Here is a 20,410-nt window from a genome sequence, read left to right as displayed (position 1 = left end):
TGCCCACCGAGGCAGCCTTTTTCATTTGGAGAAACATCATGAGCAAAAAAGTTTATAAAGATGCCATGTCAGCGCTGGAAGGCGTGAAAGACGGAATGACTTTGGTCGTCGGTGGCTTTGGTCTTTGCGGTATCCCTGAAAATTCCATCGCAGCTTTGGTTGAACGCGGAGTAAAAAATCTGACTTGCGTTTCCAACAATGCCGGCGTGGATGATTTTGGTTTGGGTTTGCTTTTGCAAAAACGTCAGATCAAAAAAATGATTTCATCTTATGTGGGTGAAAATGCCTTGTTCGAAAAACAATATATGAGCGGCGAGCTTGAACTTGAGTTCTGTCCTCAGGGAACTTTGGCCGAGCGTATTCGCGCTGGTGGCGCGGGTATCGCAGGATTCTACACGCCAACAGGTGTGGGAACTTTGGTGGCTGAAGGTAAAGAAATCAAAAACTTCGAGGGTCGCGATTATGTTCTTGAGCGCGGTATCGTGGGTGATTTCGCTTTGGTTAAAGCCTGGAAGGGTGACAAGTTCGGAAATCTTGTTTTCAGAAAAACAGCACGCAACTTTAATCCGATGGCAGCAACTGCCGGCAAAATCACAGTTGCAGAAGTTGAAGAATTGGTTGAAGTGGGTGAATTGGATCCAGATCAAGTTCACACCCCAGGCGTCTTCGTTCAAAGAATTTTCCAGGGAACGAATTATCAAAAACGCATCGAACAGCGCACTGTGAGCAAGGGGTAATTCATGCCATTAACAAGAGAACAAATCGCACAAAGAATTTCCCAAGAAGTACAAGATGGTTTCTGCGTGAACCTAGGCATCGGTATTCCAACTTTGGTAGCTAACTACATCCCCAAGGGAATGTCCGTTATGTTACAGAGCGAAAACGGTCTTTTAGGAATGGGCCCATATCCCACCGAAGACAAAGTCGATCCAGATCTAGTCAATGCAGGTAAGCAAACTGTGACGGCCGTGCCGGGTGCAAGTTTCTTTTCTAGCGCTGATTCTTTCGCGATGATTCGCGGTGGTCACGTGGACTTAACGGTTCTGGGTGCCATGGAAGTGGACGAGCAAGGTTCTATCGCAAATTGGATGGTTCCGGGCAAAATGGTAAAAGGCATGGGCGGAGCCATGGATCTTGTTGCTGGTGCTCGTAACGTTATTGTAGCCATGCAACATACGGACAAAGAAGGAAACTCCAAACTTCGCACAAAATGCACCCTGCCCTTAACTGGCATCAAGTGTATCAAGAAAATCGTCAGCGATTTCGGAGTGATCGAAGTAACTGATAAAGGTTTCGTTTTAAAAGAATATGCTCCGGATATGTCTCCGGAAAAAGTTCTAGCAGCCACAGAGGGCAAAATGACAATCGCCCCTGACTGCAAAGCGATGACTTTCTAAAAGGTCGCGCCAGAGGTGAAGACACACTTTCTCCAATAATGTAAGCCTGGGGTGCAACCTCGGGCTTTTTTTTGGAGAAAGTGTGTCCGTACCAGCTAAAGTCCAGTCCGTAGTTTTCCCAGTGATCCCAGCTCTTTTTTTCGAGATACTAAATGCAACAATTTCTCGGGAAGGACCTGTGCGTGGCTGAGGCAAAAAAGATCGCAAAAGATAATTACTTATTTCGCGAAGGTGATCCAGCGGACGCGATGTACATTATCAAATCCGGATTGCTCGCAGTCACAAAAACAAAAGGCCAATCAGAAGTTTCTTTAGCAGAAATCAGCCCCGGCTCTATGGTTGGTGAAATGGGTTTGTTCGACAACAAGCCTCGCAGTGCGAACGTTAAAGCAATCAAAGAAACAGAAGTCATCGCTCTCCCCTATGAATCTTTGAATAAACAGCTGGATCAGCTGCCAGTGTGGGTTCGTGCCATTTTAAAGAATCTGAATGAGACCATTCGTGAATCCAACAAAAAATTGAAACAGCTTGAAACAGCCAACGCCGATGAAGAACGCTTTCCACCTCATGTGATCAACAAGCTGATGTCGATTTTTAATTTTGTTTGCAACAAGTATGGAAAACCCGAAGCCAACGGCGTCAGTATTTCCTCGGTATTGCTTCGTAACTACACGATTCAAATATTCCAAGAAGCCACAAACAAAATGAATTCCCTTGTAAACGCGTTGACTGAATTGGGTTTCGCGTCCCAGGAAGATCGTGGCGATGGCACGCAAAAAATCGTCAACATGAAAGCGGCAGAACTTTTTGCATTTGTTGATTGGTACAATGACTGGATCTACAAACAAGAAAAAGATAAAAAAGATCCTTTAACAGAGCAAGAATGCAAAGTTTTAAATGCCTTGATTCACTTTGCGAAAAAAGTTGAACCAGATAAAAAGGGTCTTAATAAAGTAAGCCTCACTGATCTGCAAAATGATTCAGTTAAAGAGTTCGGCCAATTAATTAAGCCCGATGATGTTAATAGTCTGATTGAAAAGAAATACTTAAATGAAAAAATCATGGATGGTTCAAGCGTTTTCGTTATGCTGGAGCTGCCTTTTGTCGAACCTCAAGCAAACAATTGGACTCTTTTAAACAACTTAAAACGCAGACTGCGCTAAAAGCAAAAAAAGCCCCGGAAAAGTCCAGGGCTTTTTTTTATTCTTAATTTTCAAAAGAAATCTAATCGATATTTGGATCCGCCTGACAACGCAGTGGCAATTGCTCGTCCGGAAGTTTCGTCAATTCTTCTCCGCCCACTGTATGAACATACAAAGAGTTTGTCTTCACACCACTCGCAATCGGTTGCCCCAAAGTGACGATAACTTTGTCGCCCGTTTTCGACAAACCGTGAGTCACCAATAAGCGATCCACTTCAGACAAGATGTCCTCCATGTTTTTGTATGGCTTAATTGCATGTGTTTGAATACCCCAGTTTAATTCCTGAGAGTTCAAAACCTCATGGTGCTGAGTTACCGAGATGATCCGAGCCTTAGGACGGAATGAAGAAATAATGCTGGCAGTTTTACCTGTGCTGGTTAGACAGATGATTGCCGTTGCATTTAATTTCAAAGCACTCAATGAAGCACTGGCTGCGATCGATGCAGGTGTACTTAGGAATTCGCTGTCCAAGGAAATTTTGTAGTATTCCTCTTCGTTGCGCTCAACCTCCAGAATGATCTCATGCATAGTGCGAATCGCTTTAAACGGGTTCTTACCGCTTGCAGACTCTGCAGAAAGCATCAGGGCATCTGAACCATCCAAAACCGCATTCGCCACGTCAGTGATCTCTGCGCGCGTTGGACGAGGGTTTTCAATCATGCTCTCCAACATTTGCGTTGCTGTAATAACAGGACGACCCAATTGGTTACATACATTGATAATACGCTTTTGGAAGCCCGGCAAACGGCTTTGACCGACTTCAACTGCCAAGTCACCGCGAGCCACCATCACGGCGTCTGAAAGACGGCAGATCTCTTCCAAGTTTTCGATAGCTTCGATCATTTCGATTTTAGCGACAATCTTGGCTTGGGAACCACGAGCTTCGATAATTTCACGAAGCTTGCGAATATCGCGTGCATGACGCACAAAACTTAAAGCGATATAATCCACTTTATTCGCAATACCAAATTCAAGATCTTCCAAATCTTTCGGCGTCATCGGATCCACAGGCAGATTCACGCCGGGCAAATTCATGCCTTTGCGATCTTTCAAGATACCGCCGTCGATAACGACAACATCTACTTCGTCACCGCGAACTTGCAACACTTCCACTTGCATCAAGCCGTCATCCAAAAGGATGCGCGTGCCTGGAGTACAAGCCAGTGGTAGTTCTTTAAAATCAGATGGGATTAAGCCCTGACGACCTAAAACAGGCGCTGTCGTGAAAGTAAATTTCTCGCCGGGTTTAATCTCAATCTTCCCGCCTTCAATTTTACCAACTCGAACTTTCGGTCCCTGTAAATCCTGAAGGATTGTAACCGGCGCCTTCAACTCTTTTGAAAGTTTACGAAGTGAGTGGATCACCTTCAGGTGATCCTCATGTGCACCGTGGGAAAAGTTAAGGCGAGCCACATTCATGCCCGCCTTAATTGCTTTTTCTAGATTTTTCTCATCACGAGTTGACGGCCCAATGGTCGCCACAATTTTCGCTCGTCGATCTGCTAGCATGAACCTATGCCTTCCTAGAGTATGAACTCATCTTTACAGACAAGTTTTGCATATCCTCCTGGTGACGTCTATTCATTCTCTCAATCTGATCGTTGTGCGACTCACTGAGTTGCGCAAGCTTCGCTTCATATTGCATGGCCACAGAATCTTTCTCATTCTTACTCGCCTTGCCTTGATCTTGCATACGCTGTGAATACAACTTTTCAAGACGCTTGATTTCACGATCTTGGTTGTCTTTCATCGAAGCCAATTTGTCCTCGTATGTCTTCACAGTTTGCTCAAGCTTCGCATTGAAGCTCTGCTCCATACCACGGAAACGCTCCGTCATAGCTTTATTGTTAGCCACTTGGTCCTCTGTAAAACGCTGACGCTGACCTTCCATGCGTTGATTATAGTTCTCTTCCATTTGATCTAAGGAACTACCATAATATTCGCCTAATTTTTTTGCATTTTTATTGGAAAGATCCGTGATCTTTTTAACACGTGTTTCAGCAGAGTTATTCACCTGGATCATTTGATCCTCGTGAGTTGCTTTCATCATCTCACGATCCGCTGACATTCGCGAATTCGTAACATTCGCCTGAGATTGATACTCACGGTCCACATTGTGCAAAAGCTGCTGATTTTTTTGATTCATTTTGTCAATGCGCTCATTTGATAAGGCACGCATATCATTCACCGCGTCTTCACGACGTTGTTCGACAATGTCCATCTGCTTTTCATAGGCTTGAGTCAGATTTTTTCTCTCAATCCCGCGCAGTTTTTCATTCTTAGCCATCTCATTATTCAAACGACTATTCAGACGCTGAATTTGAGAATCTCGAGAGCGAACTTGAGTCGAAATACGATCATTCACCGTATCACGGAACTCCGCATTCTGCCCGTCGATAGACTGCATTTTGTTCTCCAAAGTATTTTGATACTTATCCCGAACACGATTCAACTCGGAGTTCATCACTTCCTGTTTCATGTTCAAATTATCAGAATACATTTCCTTATCGTTCGTAATGATATCCGCGATCTTCTGCTGAAGACCTTCTTTTTGATCATTGCGCATGCGTTCGCTTTCTTTCAAGCGAGACTCATAGGCCTTACGCATCTCATTCGTCGCACGATTTTTTGTCGCAAGCTCTTGCTGATGAGAGCTCGCCATAGCGTCTCTCTCTTTTTCATGAGCATCATTCAGGCGACGCGAATTTTTTGCCACGTCCTCACGTGCACGCTGGCGATTTTCATTACTCATGCGCTGCATTTGATCGTCACGGTTTTTGATTTCAGTAGTCAACTGCCCCGCCAGATTATCTTTCTGGGATTCATTGACCTTTTTTTGCTTATCAATTTGGGCTTCATACGACTCACGCATCAAAGCGCGGTCATTATAGGCTTCTTCTGTTTTATTGCGCAAAGATTCGCGATAGGTATTGCGAACTTCATCAATCTTACGATTGTTGTCGAAGTCTTTCTCCGTCAACAAATCACGATTGCGTTGATTCAACGTATCTAGCTTGCTTTCATAACTATCCGTGATGGCTTTGACATCGTCATGATAGCGTTTTTCAAGGCGCTTGATTTCCGCATTGCGGCGCTTGGCATTCTCGGTTTCCCGATTTTCATACTCTTCACGAGTCTGTCTGATTGTTTCGTCCTGGCGCGAGCGGTCTGATGAAATAGAAGACATCCTTATCCTCCCAGCCTGCAGAATAGCATGTACAGCTGGAAGAAACTTCAGGACTCGGGTTTCAGAGCGGAAATCAGGACCTAGGTTTTAAAGGAATTATCTATCGAAAGCCCGTTTGTACATTAATTCACGGACTTTCTGTCGCTCCACTTGGGCTTGGCGCTTTTTCTCGGCTTCAATTCGATGACTCTCTTGGATGGACGCGATCTGACGAAGGGCTATCTTTTCATAAAGACTGCCACCACGCTCTGCCAGATCTTTCCATTTTTCCCGAAGCTCAGTCGCTTCTGTCTTAAATTGCTCCTTGGTGCCTTTAAACAATTTATTCCAAAGCACCAGGTGATCTTTCATGTCGACGGTCCGGATCATTCCATATTCGTTTTTCCCTTTAGAGTTGATTCCAGACACCCAGAATTCAAAACCCGCAGGGACTTCCAACTTTTTGCCGTCCCTTAGGACAACATTTAATTCGGCATCAATATTTCGAATCACAAGTTTCTCACCACGGTCGATCAACCAGTACTGACCATAAGCAGCCTTCGCCGTTGCATACGGCGTCTCCACAGTCACTTGCGGAGCTTCCTCTACCCACAACACACCTTTCACCAAACGCCATTGATCCTGCGACAGACGCATCAATGTCGAGCCTTCAGCAGAGTGCAGCTCCAGCTCTTCTTGTTTTAAGTGAAATGGAGAACCCAGGACGTGAAGCGCACAGCTATCAGCAGATTTCAAACAACCTGAAGGCTGTTGCAACGTATCTGATGAGGCACGAACTCGAACCTCCATCTGAAACGCCATCACAAAAAGAAGAATCTGAAGAACCTTCTTCATCATCTAAATTCCACGCTTTGAGCAAGCTTACGGGCTTGCTTACGAAGATCTTCGTTTTTGAAGTTTTTTAGAACAGTGTTATAAACCTCAGAGGCCTCATCCACCTGATTATTGATTTCACTGATCTGCCCCATGCGAAGTAAAATGAAACCTGTCAGGTCATTGTCTGGATACTGAGTCACCATATCATCAATAGTCGCCAAAGAATTACGGAAATCCTTTTTCAGGAAGTAACTTTCAGCAATGAAAAAGTGCACCTCAACACCGTGAGAACTCAGTGGATATTTATCCAGCAAGTTGTTGAATTCTTTAATGGCTTTATCATAGCTTTGCTGAGTGAAGTATTTCTTAGCACGCTCAAAAATGATGGGTGACAGATCAATAGCGGATTCACTGGCAGGAGAGCGAACTGCAGACGCCAGATTGCTTATTTCAAGCTTTGCCTGCAATGTTTTATTATCCGGAAGGACTTGCGCAACAGTTTGCTGAAAATCCTTAAGTTGATAACTTAACAAAGAATTATTAAACTGCTCCTTCTCAACTTTTTTATTGAGAGCGGAGATTTGAATTTCATATTTCTGATGACCGTTAAAGTGCCCAACAAGCACTCCATAGACCGCAACGATGCCGATCGTGAGGCACAAACAGAAAACTACAAAGAGAGAGTTCTGATTCTTCATGCCCCACTTATCGGCGGGAAACAGGCAAAAATTGAGACTGTATTATTTTGAGACTACGGGCTGGACCATAGTATAGACAACCTCTGCATCGAGGTCTTTCCACTTACCATCTTTCATTTGCTTCGGAGCCACACGGCCCTTCATCACTCGCAAATTTTGGTCTTTTTCAGCAAACCAGAAGTGCACGGGATCGACTAAAGCAGCAATCACAAAACTTGTCGGCTTCATCTGCACTTCCATCATTTTTTCACCATCAATTTCTTTGACGCCAAGATTACGAAGAGTGAACCCGACAGTTTCCAAACGATCCCACACCGCAAAACGGATGCCGATGTCTTCGCCTTTTTTCAATTGCTCGAAATGGGACTTAACGAATAAAGCAAAGCTGGAAGAACAAACGATCAACCCCTTGGCTTTTTCTTCAGCTGATTTTTTCTTTCCATCTGCGCCTTCGTATTCGAATTTGATTTTCTCGTTATCAACAACGATGGTGCCCTTCTCGGAAGTCTGCGACCTTACAATTTCATAACGGAGAATCTTATCGCCCGCGACAACACCTTTTTCTGCAACGACAGTTTTCCCATCCGTGTCACGAAAATCGCTCTGCACAAGGATTTCCTTCCCCTGTTGAGAAAAATCAACGACCAAGTCATAGAGCTTTTGCTTTCGTTCTGACTTCAAACCATACAGCTGAGCAGCAACTTTTTGCTGTGCAGATAAAGTCAATGGAAACAACAAAATGACTAAGGTACGAAACAAATTCTTCATCGAAAAACTCTCCCCATTTCTAATTTTAACTTGACCATTTTCTTAGCAAAACTTAGTGTTCATCCCCTGCACTCTAAAGGATATTGGCAATGAACAAAGCTCAACTGATCGAAATCATCGCTGAACGTACAAAATCTACGAAAGCTCAATCAGAAAATATCCTTGACGCTACCCTTCGTGTAATTCAAGAAGCCTTAAAAAAGGGTGACGAAGTAAAACTTGTGGGCTTTGGAACGTTCTCTAAAGCCACTCGCAAGCCTCGCCAGGGTCGCAATCCAAAAACAGGCCAAGTGGTGAAAATCCCTAGTGCCCACGTTCCCCGCTTTAAACCAGGTAAAGATCTTAAAGACGCTCTTAATTAGTTCCTTCAGGACTTAACTGTTCTGACGTAATTGACGCGTAAAATTCAGGGCGATCCTTGACCTGACACCAGCCACTCAATCCGCTTTTCCAAATATGCTGATAGGGTGAGAATTTTCCTGAACGGATTCCATTTTTAATATTAGCAATGGAATAAGGACCTTCCTGAAGCGGAGCGGAACCTTTTTGCTCCACCAAAACCACCCATTCCGGGACGTTTTCATCAAGCTCCATTCCAGGAATAAATGATTGAGCCGCAGGGAACAATGACAACTCAAAAGCACCCCATTCGGCCGCCGGCTTCCAAACGTCACCCTGACTCTCATCCAAAACTAAATCCAGCAAACCAATTTCACCACGATGAATAAAGGCGCGCATCTCTTCCAGACTGAACGGACCTACGGGTTTTAATTGAATGCTGCGAAACCAGTTTTTTTTCATAGCTTTTCCTTTTTACTGTGAAACGGGGTTGGCAAAGACTCAACCACTTCCAATATCCCGTAATACGCCACTTCGAAGTTTTTATTATCCATAGGTTTTCGCATGAAAGACGCCATCGTAGAGGCCTTTAAAAGCTTCTTTTGATAGCCAAAGAAAAGACGCTCCCCCATCATGCCACCAAGCAAAGTCGCGGCCACCATATAGCTCGCTTTGCGACGAGGTTTGGCCTGAAGCTTATGCTCCGGAACTCCCGTGATCACCATCAACTCATGCATTTTCTGCGCAAGAGCGAGCTGCAAAGCCTCTTTACCAATATCAGACGAATCCTTATGCACCAAACTGGCCTTAATATCCGCAATGGTGTCTGTCTTTCTTTTTGGGTTGATCATCTTCGAGCCAAAGTAAGCAACCGCTTCCATCCAAATCCACCGCAGAAAATCCTGCGGCATTTCCGAAAACAACTGCTTACTTTCGCTCACCTGCGCATGAATGTACTGCATCGCCAAGGTCGACGCGTGATTCACCGTCCCCCGCGCCAGATAAGCCGCGCTGATTTCAGGCAGATAGAAAGAGGACTCATCCTCGATCAAACGCTGAATCCACATTTGCTTTTTCGCATCATAATGTTCACGCACCTGAGTCCAAAAGGAATCATCATTGGCAGAGTAAACCGACAAAGCCGACAAAGACACATCCAAATCCAACTCCTCGGCCATGATCCTTACATAGCGGCCAATGTGATCCGTGAAATCCAACGGTTCAAAATCAGAATCCTCGTCATCCCAATCATCATCGTCGTCTTCACTTTCGAATTGCAAACCCTCGTCGTAAGTTTGCTCTAGATACATCAAATAGTTTTGCCATTTCACCCAGGGCGGAACACTCATCAGACAAAAGGTGTTGCGATTAATACGAATGAGGTCGGTATTTCCCTCGGCGCCTTGATTTAACAGCTGGAAATAGATTTTTTCCGCATTTTGAAAGATGCTAAGAACATTTTTCGAAAACGGCTTGCCCAGATTTTTTTGAATTTCTGCGGGAATGTGTGCCGACGCCAAATGCAAATCGCCGTAAATCACAAAGATCAAACTCTGCGGATGAGCCTTGGTCAGTTCAGCAATTTTTTTACCAGCAAAAACATCCCGCGATTTCAATGTCGTGGCATTTCGCTTTGCGAAGGACTTATTAAGACCATACACGGAAATCTTATGTTTCTGAGCATGACGCAAAAGGGGGCGATAGTGCTCCCATGGAAAACCCCAGCGGGTTTCCCATTTGATGGCTTTTAAGAAATCCTTTTCGGACATCTTGCCTTGCATAAATTTATCAATTTTCGGCTGGTCAGCAGCATCAAAAAATTCCACAGCCAAAACCGTCTTACGTTCCTTAGGAATATTTCTTAAGACACGAAGCTGAGCTTTTTGTGACTGATGAAGAGCATGAAAGTCCCCCATGAGAACCACTTGAGAATTTGCAATCTGCTCCCACAAATCCACAGGCGCGGCTGGCTGCCATTTCCGGGCAAATTCACCTTGATAGGTCTTATGATAACGCATCAACTCTGGGGTATCTTCCCCCAGGCGATGACGGACTTGTTTCTCCATTTGCAAATAGAGATCTTTACGAATGCGTATCCACTTCTGTATGTCGTTCAAAGCTGTCTTCCTTGATAGCCCTTCAATTTTTACATAAAATTTATTGATTTCAAACACGAATCTAAGATTGAATAAGGCATGAAACAAACTTCGAACAAAAACGTCTTCCTTACTGTCGCTCTTTTGGCAACTTTGATCGCGATAGGCTGCCATGCTTTTCTGACTCAACACTTTTATGCGGTTAAGTTCGGGACTTTGACTGGAACCTCTTTCTGTAATGTCAGCGCAACATTTAATTGCGACACAGTGACAGCCAGCAAGTTTGCTTCATTCCTGGGAATCCCCGTTGCACTTTGGGGCTTGGTAACAAATGTTATTTTACTTTTCCTTTTAAGCGTAACTCGTTGGAATCTAACTCAAGATCCAGAGAAAACTTCACGCTATACATTCTTGATGGCAAGCCTGGTCCTTTTGGGTTCAGTTATCATGGGCTTGATTTCCGCGACTGCGATGACAGCATACTGCCTGGTTTGCATCGGTACCTACGTACTTTCAATCATCACTTTCGTCGGCGCACTTAAAGGCGCTGAAAACCTATCAGCTCGCAACCTGACTGAGGATATTAAGGACATTTTCGTAACGGATCGCTGGATCTTAGGCTCTTTGATCTGCATCCCGGTCTTCGCCTTTGTTGCAAACCTAATGTACATGGAAAGCCAAGGCTTCGGTGATTTACAAAAAATGACTCAAGACAAAGTACGTTCTTGGATTCCATCACCAGAGCAAAAATTTGATATTGCGAAGGGCCTTGTCCTGCAAACAGGAACAGAACCAGCCGTAATGACGATTGTTGAGTTTGCAGACTTCCTTTGCCCACATTGCAAAGACGCAGCTCCTCCAATTCACGCCTTCGTAAAAGCACACCCAGACGTAAAATTGGTTTTCAAACCATTCCCACTTGATCCAACTTGCAACCCTGCGATGCAAGGGAGCGGCGGAGATGGCGTACGCTGCGGACTGGCAGCTTCCGTCATGTGCTCTGAGCAGATTGCTAAAAAAGGCTGGGAAGCTCATGACTTTGTTTTCGAAAACCAAATGGAGATGTACAAGCTTCAATTGATCGACAAAATGCTTGAGCAAATCGCTACAAAGGTTGGAATTCCTTTAGAAGATCTGAAAAAATGCGTAAACGACCCAGCAACAAAAGAGATGATCTCCTCCATGGCTAAAGAAGGCGGCGATGCTCAAATACAAGGGACACCAACGGTGTTTGTTAACGGAAAGCTTCTCAGCGGCGGCCAATCCAAACCGATCCTAGAAGAAGTTTACAGAACTATTAAAAAGTAATAGAAAACAAAAAAGCCACTTTGAAAGTGGCTTTTTTCATTAAAGACCGACGAGCTCAACCAGCCAGTTTGCTAGCCGCCCGAAGGCATCATCAAAGACAACCACGCTCGTCTGCGCGAGACCATGAACGATATCCAACCAAAACGCCAAAATAACAATCCCCAAGGCCGCTGCACACAGCGCGCGCACCACATAAATCGTAGAACGAGCATCCGCAATACGCAGATCGGTCTGAATTTTTTCAATGGTTTTAAGGATATACTGAAGCTCTTTAAAGTGTTCTTTAAATTTCTCGCGAAGCTCTTGTTGCTTAGCGCGGGTCAAAGAATTAATCCCCGGAAAACCACGTTTAGCTTTGATCGCATAAATCAAATCAATACCGTGATGGATGAACCTCGTGATCTTACCTTTAAAGTCTGGATATTCCGACGGCTCCTCCAAAAAGTCTTTCAACTCTTCGATCGCGCGATCGTATCTTTCGCCCAACACCAATGTCAGAATTTTATAGCGGAAAGACTCAGGACTTCCCAACTCAGAACTATCCACCTTGCCCATATCAAATAGGCCAGCGTCATCGATCTTCTTAATTTCTGATGCCACAGCGGCATTGTCTTTTAATGCTGGAACTGCCATGGATTACTTTTCGGACTTTACTTTCAAACCATAAAGCCTATTTCACGAGATCTTGGTCTAGTCTTAAGCCTTTGGTTTGACGGAATTGTCTCAGGCTGAGAAACTGGATTTAGGGCGACCTAGACTTCATGGAGGAGGGCTATGGACACCGAACAATTCCAGAGCGCGAAATTAGCACATTTAGACTTTGAATTTGAGCAACACCAGCCCAGGGTCGCTCCTATTCCACTTCCCGACGAGCTTCCCAAAAGAGCTGACGTCAGTCATTTACCAAAAGAGATTTTGAAATCATCAACTGTGGAAAACCTTATTTCCCAGAATGAAGATTTGATGGCGCGACTTAAAGTTGCGATTCGCCGACTCTCTTTGCTGGAGAATGAAAATCAACGTCTTAGCGAAGAAAGTGCAAAAGCTCGCCTGTCACAGTCATCCGTAACGGATCAGATTCTTGTTTGGCGCGAAAAAGACAACATGTGGAAACACAAGGTTGACCAAATCGAGCGCGAAAAAGAAATTCAGGCAGAAAAAATGCGTGCCCTCGAGCAAAAAGTCCGAGCGATGACAGCGGATATCGTCCGCCATGAGAAATATCATGATCGCATCAAAACTCAGGTGAAACCCTACATTCAGCAACTGAAAGAATATTCAGCAGCTCAGGATGCTCGTGTTTCAGAACTTGAATCCAGCTTAAATCACAACGAGGCATTACTACGCGACCTTCGCCATCAAGTGATTGAAGTTACCAAGAATGCGCGCTACCAGGTCGAAACTTCTGATAAAAAAGCTCAAGAAATGGTTCAACATTATGAAGACCAGATCGCGAGCATGAGCAAAGAACTTCAGGTCCTCCATCAAGCTCAAGAAGATCTTGAAGTGAAGACCGCAAAACTTCACTCGGCGCTAGAACGCCAAGATACGCTTGAAAATGAGCTGGTTGTTGTTCGTCGTAGCAAAGAGGAAATTCGCCACCGTCTGGAGCAAGAAATCACGCGCCAACAAGAGCGTATGAGCGAGCTTACGCGTCAGAATCAAAAACTAGGTGTTGAGCATGCCGACTTACAAATCCGCGTGGTGCAAGATCAAGAGTCGATTCAAAAACTGGAAAAAGAAAATCGCCAGTATTTCGAGCAACTCGAAAGTCTTCGTTATATGTGGAATGCTAAAAACGAAGAAAATGAAAAACTCAAGGCTGCAGCCGCTGCTTTGGAGCGCTTGAACCTTGAGTTAAGTCAGAAATTAAACGATATGCGTAAACAGGAATAACTTCCGCCGTCGCTACGGCGACGGACCTAGAAACTTTGTAGAGCGCCTTCAATACTTTCATGAACTTCCAGCGCCGGGCACTGAGAAAATGCAAAAAGGCGCTGGAAATCTGGATTCAATCCCGCGATTTTTACATTCAATTGCTTGGTTTCATTCATTTCATTTAACAGCCCGAAAAATGACTGAATCCCCGAGGATCCGACGAAATTTAAATTCTTCATGCAAAAGACGACTTTTTTGTCGGCGAAAGCAGTTAAGCAGGCTTTTTTGAATGATTGAGCTTTTTCGATCTCAATGCGGCCGCTCAAAGAAATAATAGTAATATCCCCGTCTAAAACGAGTTTCAAATCCATGAAATAGTCCCTTCTTCTTCACTGATCAGGTTCTAACTTAACGGCGCATTTCCATGCCGTTTTGAGTCCAAATTTCAAGCTCGACAAAGGGCTAAAGACTCCCTACCATAGTTTGGTGCATCTACGTTGGTTCATCTTGTTTTTATCAATATTCCTGTCTTTGGTGACGTCATCCACGGCTTTGGCTATGGATCCGATTCCTACACCAACACCAACCCCGGGGGCATCACCGACAGCACCCGCTGCAAAAATTCAGGGCATAATGCTGAATGCTGATAGCATGTTCCGCGATAACGAGCGCGAAACGGTTGAACTTGAAGGCAATGTACAGATCGTTTATCAAGGGCAACATATCCGCTCCGACAAAGCCGTCGTTCACCTTCGCACTCATCGCGCAGAACTCATGGGCAATGTAGAAATCAGCGACATGAAAAACACGATCGCTGGCTCCCACATCAATCTTGATTACGAAAACAACACCGGCATCATTTACAATGGTTATGTTTCATCGGGTCCCGTGGCGTTTTCTGGAACTGTTTTAGAAAAAACCGGCGATCAGGAATTTATCGTTAGTAACGCCGACTATACGACTTGTACAAACTGTCCCGCTTCCTGGAGTTTTTCGGGATCGACAGTTCGCGCTGAAATGGGTGGCTATGCTTACATCAAGAATGCGATCTTAAGAGTTTCTGATATTCCCGTCTTCTGGTTTCCTTACCTGGTTGTTCCCTTAAAGAGTGACCGTCAAACAGGTCTTTTGACTCCCGGCTTCGAGTTGTCTGATAACGGGGGTTTTACATTCTACCAACCGTATTTCTGGGCAATTTCTCGTAACACCGATGCCACGATCACTCTTAAGAACTACGAAAAGCGTGGTCTTAAAGGAATGCTCGAGTACCGCTATGCTTTGAACGAAGACAGTGGCGGTATTTTAAATACAGCCACACTTTACGATAGCGCTTTCGGTCACGATTCGCGCCTTAATGACTATCGCTCCCCGGCCGATAAAAATACGCCGCTTGAGCGTTGGTATGTTAAATACGATCACTACCAAACGATGCCCAACGATTATGTTCACCGTGCCAGCGTAAACCTGGCGAGTGACCTTCAATATCCAAAAGATTTCCCTCTGGAAACGATGAATCACGGTGACTCGGCGATGGAAAGTCGTGTGTCGGTGACAAAAAATACCAAAGATACTCACACCAGTGTCGATACGTCTTACTATTACAATATTTTACAAGCGGATCCTTTGGCTGGAAATGAAGATGCCGTTCACCGCTTGCCGGAAATCCGCTGGTCGCAGGTTGAAAAAAACATTGGCGAGACAAATTTCGTTTACACAATTAATTTGGACTATGTGAATTTCGCACGCAGTGGACAGGCCTATGACGACATGGTTTATGGTGTCGATGCGAACGGAAACAAAATCCGCTATGTCGACAGCACCTGCGGAACTCCCCAATGGTCAGACACTCCTGGTTGTCAAAAAAAGTACGACGGCAATTATGACCCATCAACAGATCTTATTCGTACCGGTCAACGTTTGGATTTCTTGCCGACACTTTCTTATCCGATCAAAGTGTCTGACGGTATCGACGTCCTACCACGAGTAAGCTACCGCGAGACACATTATAATTTCGAAGTCAGCGATCAAAAAAATTACGTGCGCAGATACGCCCGCACCGAGCTTACCGGTCGCATGGATTTCAGTCGTATTTACGGCGATCAAGTGGACTCTAAAGCCACTCGCTTTAAACACGAAATTATTCCTGAGATTTCTTACACCAATATTCCTTGGATTGATCAAGGGACGCATCCTTTTTATGGCCAAGGTAAAGTGAATGATGCGCCCTACACTTCGACTGATTCCATCTCCGACTTGGACTTAGCATCTGATTACGGCTTGCAGTTCGACTATACGGACCGCGTGTATGATCGAAATCTGGTAACATTTGCCTTAACGAATAAAATCATCCGAAAAACCTGGCTGAGTGACCGTCCCGAATATCAACAGATCGGTTACTTGAAACTCGCGCAATCCTATGACGGCACTCAAAACAACAAAGCGCAGGGTGAGCCCTGGTCTGACTTAAGTGCGACGCTGGATGTGCGTTTAGCGCGCTTCCAGACATATTCTATCTTCAATTACTATCCTTATCACGGCGTCACCAACGCCTCTTCACGAGTGCGTGTCTTGAATGATATGGGTCAATTCGCACAAGTCGCTTTAACCAAGCAGTACAAAATTTCTCCAGGCAAACCCGTGGACCCAACAACGCGCACCGAAGACTGGGCTTTCTCCGCCGGCTTTATTTCTCGTTATGTGAATCTAATGGGTCGCTTGGTTTACGATGCGAATGCGCGCGGAAGTACTGATAATCCAAAGTCTTGGGCCTACATCGCTCAATTTAAACCGCCCGGCGATTGTTGGATGATCACATTGATTCAAGACCAAGTTACCGGTGGTGACACCAACTTGCGCCTTAGTGCCGAGTTCAACTTCGACGGAACACCAAAACCACCAATGCCACCAGAAGCCTTGGACCAATTCGGTTTCTAGAAAATTTATGTTACATCGTCTATGATGGTGACTTCCCCAAATCGAGTAACGAAGGCCCAATGGACCTCGACCAGGCAATTGAATCGCGCGGCTAAAAACACAGCGGCTCCTTTTAAGCGAAATTTTTGTCGCGGCGATATTCGTGCATTGTAAAATGTTGTTTGATTGGCCGTCTTAACTTCGACCATTAAAAGATTTCTTCGGTCAGGAGTTCGAAAGAGCAAATCGATCTCCGCGAACGGCGTTTTCACACGCCGTTTAAGTAACTGATAATTTCGATTGATATAGTACTTGGAGACAAATTCTTCAGACTGAACTCCGCGTTCGTGAGCCCAGTAAGCTTTTTTAACGGACGTATTCTTTAACTCCGGCGAAGGACTTGCGGTGATGATCACACGGTCCGTGCTCGACGATGGATTGTTTGTGCACTGGTGTTGAGTAACCTTTGTGTCCTTCGAAGCCATAAACTGGAAATTTCACTCCCAAATCTTTCATCAAGTTGTCACGAGTTACCTTCGCAACAATCGATGCCGCAGAAATCGGAGCCACACGCAAATCACCTTTGATCACGGTTGTTTGATGAAAGCCATTCAGATTCGGGATCTTTTGATTTCCATCAACCAATACATGCCCCGAAGTCACACCCAGTGCTTCAATCGCGCGCTTCATCGCAAGCAAAGATGCCTGCAAGATATTCAGTTCATCGATCTCTTCGACACTTGCAGAGCCGATGCCGACTTTATGTTTTTCTTTAATAAGTTTCGCGAGCTCTTCACGACGCTCTTCGGACAAAAGCTTTGAATCCGTCACCAGATCCTGCAGATCTTCCGACTCAAAAATTACCGCAGCCGCATACACGGGGCCCGCCAGACAACCGCGACCTACTTCATCAACGCCAATTACCGGAGTGGGAGAAAAATCTCTCCATTCCACTTTTGGAAGATCCAGATTCTTTTTAGGCTTCGTCGCCTTTTTTGCCTTAACCACAGTCACAGACTTCGCAGATTTCCCTGCCGCCGCATACTTGATCGCTGGACGTTTTGCCTTTGCAGCTTTCAACGTCTTCTTAGATTTTGCTGATTTAGTTTTTGCCATGGCTGTCTTATCCCGCTGCTCAATGCTTAAAAAGTTAAAGCACGGTGATTTTAGACAGAGCCGATTTAGCTGGTCACTTCAAAACAGTCTGCGCAAAAAACAAAAAATCCCAGGAAGGGATTTTTTCGCGCCAGCCCCCAAGGGGTTGAAGGCAGGAGCCTGAAACAAAAAAACCTGACTCGTTAGAATCAGGTTTTTTGAAATTTCATTTATAGAAATTTAAATCAGAACTACTCAGCTGCAGTTGCAGATTGAGTTACCAATTCAGATTCAATTTTCGCAGCTTTACCAGAAAGTTTGCGAAGGAAGTAAAGTTTAGAACGACGTACTTTACCTACGTTAACCAATTCAACTTTATCCAAAGCTGGAGAGTTGAACGGGAAAGTTCTTTCAACGCCAACACCTGCAGAGATTTTACGAACTGTGAAAGATTTCGCAGCGCCCGCACCTTGGATTTTAGTTACGATACCTTTGTAAAGCTGAACGCGTTCTTTTTCGCCTTCTTTTACTTTTACGTATACGTTAACAGTGTCTCCAGAATCGAAAGCTTGGATGCTTTTGTTAGCAGCCTTGATGCTTACGCGACGAACTAGGTTCGTTTCTTTAACATCAGATTTAGCTTTTACAGTCTTAGTTTTAACAGTCTTTTTTGCAGCTTTAGCCATTGCTTAGTCCCTTATGCCAATCAGATTTTCAAAAAGTAAAACAAGGGTCTACCATGGACCCATTACGCGGTCAAGACAGATACTTACTGCCGATCTCACAGAGAGATGGCGGTAGTCCTGGGGCGGAGCCCCTCGGATGCTTTCTAAAACGCCGGAGCAGGATCTTAGAAGCTCTGTAGTCATGCCGTTGCCAGTACCAAATAACATGAATACGGGCTTTTTTTCTACGTGCATTTCGTGACGCAGCTCGCTAAACGAGTATTTTTTCAAGCCCTCATCTCGAGCTGAAGTCGAAATAAGTAGGGTCTCAGGTGTATTCCAGTCTTCCAGAGCCTTTTCAACGCTCTCAATCGCTTTAACCGTCCCTAGCGCCGTTTTTCTCATCGGGTTGAACTTGGAACCTTGCCCCGTTCTCCAGTGATCCAGAACGCGGTCTACGAACATTAGCTGCTCTTGCATCGGATGGATAATGTAATATTTTTCCACTCCGAAAGTTTGAGCCGCTCTCGCAATGTCATGAATATCGAAATTCGTGATGTTAGTCGCGACCGTTTTGTTCTGACGGTCGCGAACCGGGTAATGAACCAGGCCGATTGCCAGACGTGGAACATAGACAGAGTTTTCAGCCATTGAAGTCTTCCTCACTGAGTGCAGCAAGCCCCAAAGACTGGCGCTCCTGCTCAGACAAATTCATCCAAAATTTTTTAAGCTCTTTTAGCGGAGCTTCTTTTTTCTTTTTCTTAAGCAAGCGATACTGCTCGTTCTCTTTTTCCAGGTACGCTTGAAATAAATCGGGCCGCTTAACTAAAGTGACCAAAGCCGAAACTTTGTCCTTCCACTCCCCGATCAATTTGTGATTCCCACCCAATAAAACTTCCGGAACCGCCATACCTAGAAATTCACGCGGGCGAGTAAAGTTTGGATGTTCCAGCAGCCCCCCAGAACCCTCGGAGAAGCTATCTTTATCAGAGCTTTCATTATGCCCCAGAACTCCGGGAATAAAGCGCGATAACGCATCCACCACGACCAATGCGCCCAGCTCCCCGCCTGACAAGACGTAATCCCCAATGGAGATCTCTTCATCGACGTAAGAGTTTATAATGCGTTGATCGATCCCGCCGTATCGACCACAGATCAGAACCAGATGTTCTTCTTTGGCCAGTACACGGGCCTTTTCATCAGTGAGCACTTCTCCTTGCGGAGACATATAGATCACCTTTGAATTTTTATGTTTCACTTTTTGAATAGTTTTTTCCAATGTCTCTGCCAGCATGATCATGCCGTCGCCACCACCGAAGGGACGATCATCCACAGTTTTGTGGCGATCTGCCGCGAACTCACGAGGTGAGTGAGTTGCAACGGCCAGTCGATCACTCTTTAGAGCCTGCCCCAGAACGCCGTAAGATACGGCGTTCTCAATCATCTCTGGGAAAAGAGTGATCACATCGACTTTGAGCATTTACGCGTTCTCTAGGTCGAACAAGCCTTCTGGTAGGTCCATCACCACAGCTTGGTGTTTGAAATCGATTTTTTTGATGAAGGCATCAACGAAAGGAACTTCAACTTTTTTGCCGTTCGCTTCCACGACCAAAAGATCTTGAACACCATTGCTGGAAAAATCCACGATCTCGCCCAGAATATTTTGTTCAGTGTCTTTCAATTTGAAATTTTTGATTTCAGCAAGATAGATAGTCTCGCCAGGTTTAGAAACCATCAGGTCTTCTTCGATCAAGAATTCCATGTGCTCAACACCTTCAGCGGCCGTGCGATCTGCGATCTCAGCGGCTTTCACGATCAAACCTTTTTTGAACGGTTTGGTGCGCTCAACAGTGTATTCGTTTGTAGAACCATCTTTACCTTGAAGAACGAATTTCTTCATACGTTTTGCCCAAGCGATCTCGCCTGAGAAAATAAGAACATAAAGATCACCCTTCAAACCATGGGCTTCTCTGACTTTTCCAACCAATTTCATAAGTACCTCAAGAAACAGAAAGGGGTTGTGTAACACAACCCCTTCCCTAAGAAT

22 protein-coding genes are annotated in these 20,410 nt (G+C 44.9%); 7 read left to right on the top strand and 15 right to left on the bottom strand.

Annotation, left to right across the window (positions count from 1 at the left end; genetic code table 11):
- Window positions 1–38 precede the first annotated feature (38 nt).
- The 3 genes from HW988_RS09235 to HW988_RS09225 all read left to right on the top strand — a co-directional run bounded on the left by HW988_RS09235 (window position 39) and on the right by HW988_RS09225 (window position 2,560).
- The gene (locus HW988_RS09235; protein WP_181607406.1) at window positions 39–737 is read left to right on the top strand and encodes a CoA transferase subunit A; all 699 of its coding nucleotides are present in this window, start codon (window positions 39–41) and stop codon (window positions 735–737) included.
- Window positions 738–740: 3 nt separating this feature from the next.
- The gene (locus HW988_RS09230; RefSeq protein WP_181607404.1) at window positions 741–1,397 is read left to right on the top strand and encodes a CoA transferase subunit B; all 657 of its coding nucleotides are present in this window, start codon (window positions 741–743) and stop codon (window positions 1,395–1,397) included.
- Between the two features lie 182 nt (window positions 1,398–1,579).
- Window positions 1,580–2,560, top strand: coding sequence for a Crp/Fnr family transcriptional regulator (locus HW988_RS09225; RefSeq protein ID WP_181607403.1), 981 nt, complete (start codon window positions 1,580–1,582; stop codon window positions 2,558–2,560).
- Window positions 2,561–2,621: 61 nt separating this feature from the next.
- Here the strand turns inward: HW988_RS09225 and pyk are convergent, their stop codons facing one another.
- The 5 genes from pyk to HW988_RS09200 form a co-directional block, all read right to left on the bottom strand.
- On the bottom strand, window positions 2,622–4,109 hold the full coding sequence (gene pyk, locus HW988_RS09220; RefSeq protein WP_181607401.1) for a pyruvate kinase: 1,488 nt from the start codon (window positions 4,107–4,109) through the stop codon (window positions 2,622–2,624).
- 4 nt (window positions 4,110–4,113) lie between these two features.
- Window positions 4,114–5,787 (bottom strand): hypothetical protein, encoded by a 1,674-nt coding sequence (locus HW988_RS09215; RefSeq protein ID WP_181607400.1) that lies wholly within the window; start codon window positions 5,785–5,787, stop codon window positions 4,114–4,116.
- A gap of 96 nt (window positions 5,788–5,883) precedes the next feature.
- A complete protein-coding gene (locus tag HW988_RS09210; RefSeq protein ID WP_181607398.1) occupies window positions 5,884–6,624 on the bottom strand; it encodes a hypothetical protein in 741 nt (246 codons plus the stop codon).
- A complete protein-coding gene (locus HW988_RS09205) occupies window positions 6,621–7,301 on the bottom strand; it encodes a tol-pal system YbgF family protein (RefSeq protein ID WP_181607397.1) in 681 nt (226 codons plus the stop codon). The genes HW988_RS09210 and HW988_RS09205 overlap by 4 nt, the downstream gene beginning before the upstream one ends.
- A 42-nt stretch (window positions 7,302–7,343) precedes the next feature.
- The gene (locus HW988_RS09200) at window positions 7,344–8,069 is read right to left on the bottom strand and encodes a hypothetical protein (RefSeq protein ID WP_181607395.1); all 726 of its coding nucleotides are present in this window, start codon (window positions 8,067–8,069) and stop codon (window positions 7,344–7,346) included.
- An 89-nt stretch (window positions 8,070–8,158) separates the two neighbouring features.
- Between HW988_RS09200 and HW988_RS09195 the strand changes: the two genes are divergently transcribed.
- Window positions 8,159–8,431 (top strand): HU family DNA-binding protein, encoded by a 273-nt coding sequence (locus HW988_RS09195; RefSeq protein WP_142700171.1) that lies wholly within the window; start codon window positions 8,159–8,161, stop codon window positions 8,429–8,431.
- On the opposite strand, the gene HW988_RS09190 is transcribed toward HW988_RS09195, so the two are convergent.
- Together HW988_RS09190 and HW988_RS09185 are read right to left on the bottom strand one after the other, a co-directional pair.
- On the bottom strand, window positions 8,424–8,870 hold the full coding sequence (locus tag HW988_RS09190; protein ID WP_181607393.1) for a GYF domain-containing protein: 447 nt from the start codon (window positions 8,868–8,870) through the stop codon (window positions 8,424–8,426). The two genes, HW988_RS09195 and HW988_RS09190, sit on opposite strands and share 8 nt — an antisense overlap.
- Window positions 8,867–10,525, bottom strand: a complete 1,659-nt coding sequence (locus HW988_RS09185) for a ChaN family lipoprotein (RefSeq protein WP_255490292.1) — start codon at window positions 10,523–10,525, stop codon at window positions 8,867–8,869. The genes HW988_RS09190 and HW988_RS09185 overlap by 4 nt, the downstream gene beginning before the upstream one ends.
- Before the next feature lie 78 nt (window positions 10,526–10,603).
- Between HW988_RS09185 and HW988_RS09180 the strand changes: the two genes are divergently transcribed.
- Window positions 10,604–11,812: a DsbA family protein gene (locus tag HW988_RS09180; RefSeq protein WP_181607392.1), complete on the top strand. Its 1,209-nt coding sequence runs from the start codon at window positions 10,604–10,606 to the stop codon at window positions 11,810–11,812.
- 39 nt (window positions 11,813–11,851) lie between these two features.
- Here HW988_RS09180 and HW988_RS09175 read toward each other — a convergent pair whose 3' ends face one another.
- A complete protein-coding gene (locus HW988_RS09175; RefSeq protein ID WP_181607390.1) occupies window positions 11,852–12,445 on the bottom strand; it encodes a hypothetical protein in 594 nt (197 codons plus the stop codon).
- A gap of 141 nt (window positions 12,446–12,586) precedes the next feature.
- Between HW988_RS09175 and HW988_RS09170 the strand changes: the two genes are divergently transcribed.
- Window positions 12,587–13,708: a hypothetical protein gene (locus tag HW988_RS09170; RefSeq protein ID WP_181607389.1), complete on the top strand. Its 1,122-nt coding sequence runs from the start codon at window positions 12,587–12,589 to the stop codon at window positions 13,706–13,708.
- Between the two features lie 26 nt (window positions 13,709–13,734).
- Here HW988_RS09170 and HW988_RS09165 read toward each other — a convergent pair whose 3' ends face one another.
- Complete coding sequence (locus tag HW988_RS09165; RefSeq protein WP_181607387.1) at window positions 13,735–14,061, bottom strand: STAS domain-containing protein; 327 nt, start codon at window positions 14,059–14,061, stop codon at window positions 13,735–13,737.
- Window positions 14,062–14,197: 136 nt separating this feature from the next.
- Between HW988_RS09165 and HW988_RS09160 the strand changes: the two genes are divergently transcribed.
- Complete coding sequence (locus tag HW988_RS09160) at window positions 14,198–16,624, top strand: LPS-assembly protein LptD (RefSeq protein WP_255490290.1); 2,427 nt, start codon at window positions 14,198–14,200, stop codon at window positions 16,622–16,624.
- A gap of 5 nt (window positions 16,625–16,629) precedes the next feature.
- On the opposite strand, the gene HW988_RS09155 is transcribed toward HW988_RS09160, so the two are convergent.
- The 6 genes from HW988_RS09155 to rimM form a co-directional block, all read right to left on the bottom strand.
- Window positions 16,630–17,088, bottom strand: a complete 459-nt coding sequence (locus HW988_RS09155) for a YraN family protein (protein ID WP_181607385.1) — start codon at window positions 17,086–17,088, stop codon at window positions 16,630–16,632.
- A complete protein-coding gene (locus HW988_RS09150; RefSeq protein ID WP_181607383.1) occupies window positions 16,970–17,719 on the bottom strand; it encodes a ribonuclease HII in 750 nt (249 codons plus the stop codon). Before HW988_RS09150 ends, HW988_RS09155 begins: the two co-directional genes overlap by 119 nt.
- 230 nt (window positions 17,720–17,949) lie before the next feature.
- Window positions 17,950–18,384, bottom strand: coding sequence for a 50S ribosomal protein L19 (gene rplS, locus HW988_RS09145; protein ID WP_142700163.1), 435 nt, complete (start codon window positions 18,382–18,384; stop codon window positions 17,950–17,952).
- A gap of 48 nt (window positions 18,385–18,432) precedes the next feature.
- Window positions 18,433–19,014: an RNA methyltransferase gene (locus tag HW988_RS09140; RefSeq protein WP_142700162.1), complete on the bottom strand. Its 582-nt coding sequence runs from the start codon at window positions 19,012–19,014 to the stop codon at window positions 18,433–18,435.
- Entirely contained in the window at window positions 19,007–19,843 is an 837-nt protein-coding gene (gene trmD, locus HW988_RS09135; RefSeq protein WP_181607381.1) for a tRNA (guanosine(37)-N1)-methyltransferase TrmD, read from the bottom strand. The genes HW988_RS09140 and trmD overlap by 8 nt, the downstream gene beginning before the upstream one ends.
- The gene (gene rimM / locus HW988_RS09130) at window positions 19,844–20,356 is read right to left on the bottom strand and encodes a ribosome maturation factor RimM (RefSeq protein ID WP_142700160.1); all 513 of its coding nucleotides are present in this window, start codon (window positions 20,354–20,356) and stop codon (window positions 19,844–19,846) included.
- Window positions 20,357–20,410: the final 54 nt, after the last annotated feature.

The sequence above is a fragment of the Bdellovibrio sp. KM01 genome (genome assembly GCF_013752535.1).
Lineage (GTDB): Bacteria > Bdellovibrionota > Bdellovibrionia > Bdellovibrionales > Bdellovibrionaceae > Bdellovibrio.
This window is presented reverse-complemented; position numbering and strand designations above follow the sequence as displayed.

What these genes read in the sequence shown, in the direction of transcription:
- trmD (WP_181607381.1), bottom strand. Translation starts at nt 19,843, where the DNA reads ATGCTCAAAGTCGATGTGATCACTCTTTTCCCAGAGATGATTGAGAAC.
- HW988_RS09170 (WP_181607389.1), top strand. Translation starts at nt 12,587, where the DNA reads ATGGACACCGAACAATTCCAGAGCGCGAAATTAGCACATTTAGACTTT.
- HW988_RS09215 (WP_181607400.1), bottom strand. Translation starts at nt 5,787, where the DNA reads ATGTCTTCTATTTCATCAGACCGCTCGCGCCAGGACGAAACAATCAGA.
- rplS (WP_142700163.1), bottom strand. Translation starts at nt 18,384, where the DNA reads ATGGCTAAAGCTGCAAAAAAGACTGTTAAAACTAAGACTGTAAAAGCT.
- HW988_RS09150 (WP_181607383.1), bottom strand. Translation starts at nt 17,719, where the DNA reads ATGGCAAAAACTAAATCAGCAAAATCTAAGAAGACGTTGAAAGCTGCA.
- HW988_RS09200 (WP_181607395.1), bottom strand. Translation starts at nt 8,069, where the DNA reads ATGAAGAATTTGTTTCGTACCTTAGTCATTTTGTTGTTTCCATTGACT.
- HW988_RS09165 (WP_181607387.1), bottom strand. Translation starts at nt 14,061, where the DNA reads ATGGATTTGAAACTCGTTTTAGACGGGGATATTACTATTATTTCTTTG.
- HW988_RS09210 (WP_181607398.1), bottom strand. Translation starts at nt 6,624, where the DNA reads ATGATGAAGAAGGTTCTTCAGATTCTTCTTTTTGTGATGGCGTTTCAG.
- rimM (WP_142700160.1), bottom strand. Translation starts at nt 20,356, where the DNA reads ATGAAATTGGTTGGAAAAGTCAGAGAAGCCCATGGTTTGAAGGGTGAT.
- HW988_RS09195 (WP_142700171.1), top strand. Translation starts at nt 8,159, where the DNA reads ATGAACAAAGCTCAACTGATCGAAATCATCGCTGAACGTACAAAATCT.
- HW988_RS09205 (WP_181607397.1), bottom strand. Translation starts at nt 7,301, where the DNA reads ATGAAGAATCAGAACTCTCTCTTTGTAGTTTTCTGTTTGTGCCTCACG.
- pyk (WP_181607401.1), bottom strand. Translation starts at nt 4,109, where the DNA reads ATGCTAGCAGATCGACGAGCGAAAATTGTGGCGACCATTGGGCCGTCA.
- HW988_RS09180 (WP_181607392.1), top strand. Translation starts at nt 10,604, where the DNA reads ATGAAACAAACTTCGAACAAAAACGTCTTCCTTACTGTCGCTCTTTTG.
- HW988_RS09140 (WP_142700162.1), bottom strand. Translation starts at nt 19,014, where the DNA reads ATGGCTGAAAACTCTGTCTATGTTCCACGTCTGGCAATCGGCCTGGTT.
- HW988_RS09235 (WP_181607406.1), top strand. Translation starts at nt 39, where the DNA reads ATGAGCAAAAAAGTTTATAAAGATGCCATGTCAGCGCTGGAAGGCGTG.
- HW988_RS09155 (WP_181607385.1), bottom strand. Translation starts at nt 17,088, where the DNA reads ATGGCTTCGAAGGACACAAAGGTTACTCAACACCAGTGCACAAACAAT.
- HW988_RS09230 (WP_181607404.1), top strand. Translation starts at nt 741, where the DNA reads ATGCCATTAACAAGAGAACAAATCGCACAAAGAATTTCCCAAGAAGTA.
- HW988_RS09190 (WP_181607393.1), bottom strand. Translation starts at nt 8,870, where the DNA reads ATGAAAAAAAACTGGTTTCGCAGCATTCAATTAAAACCCGTAGGTCCG.
- HW988_RS09175 (WP_181607390.1), bottom strand. Translation starts at nt 12,445, where the DNA reads ATGGCAGTTCCAGCATTAAAAGACAATGCCGCTGTGGCATCAGAAATT.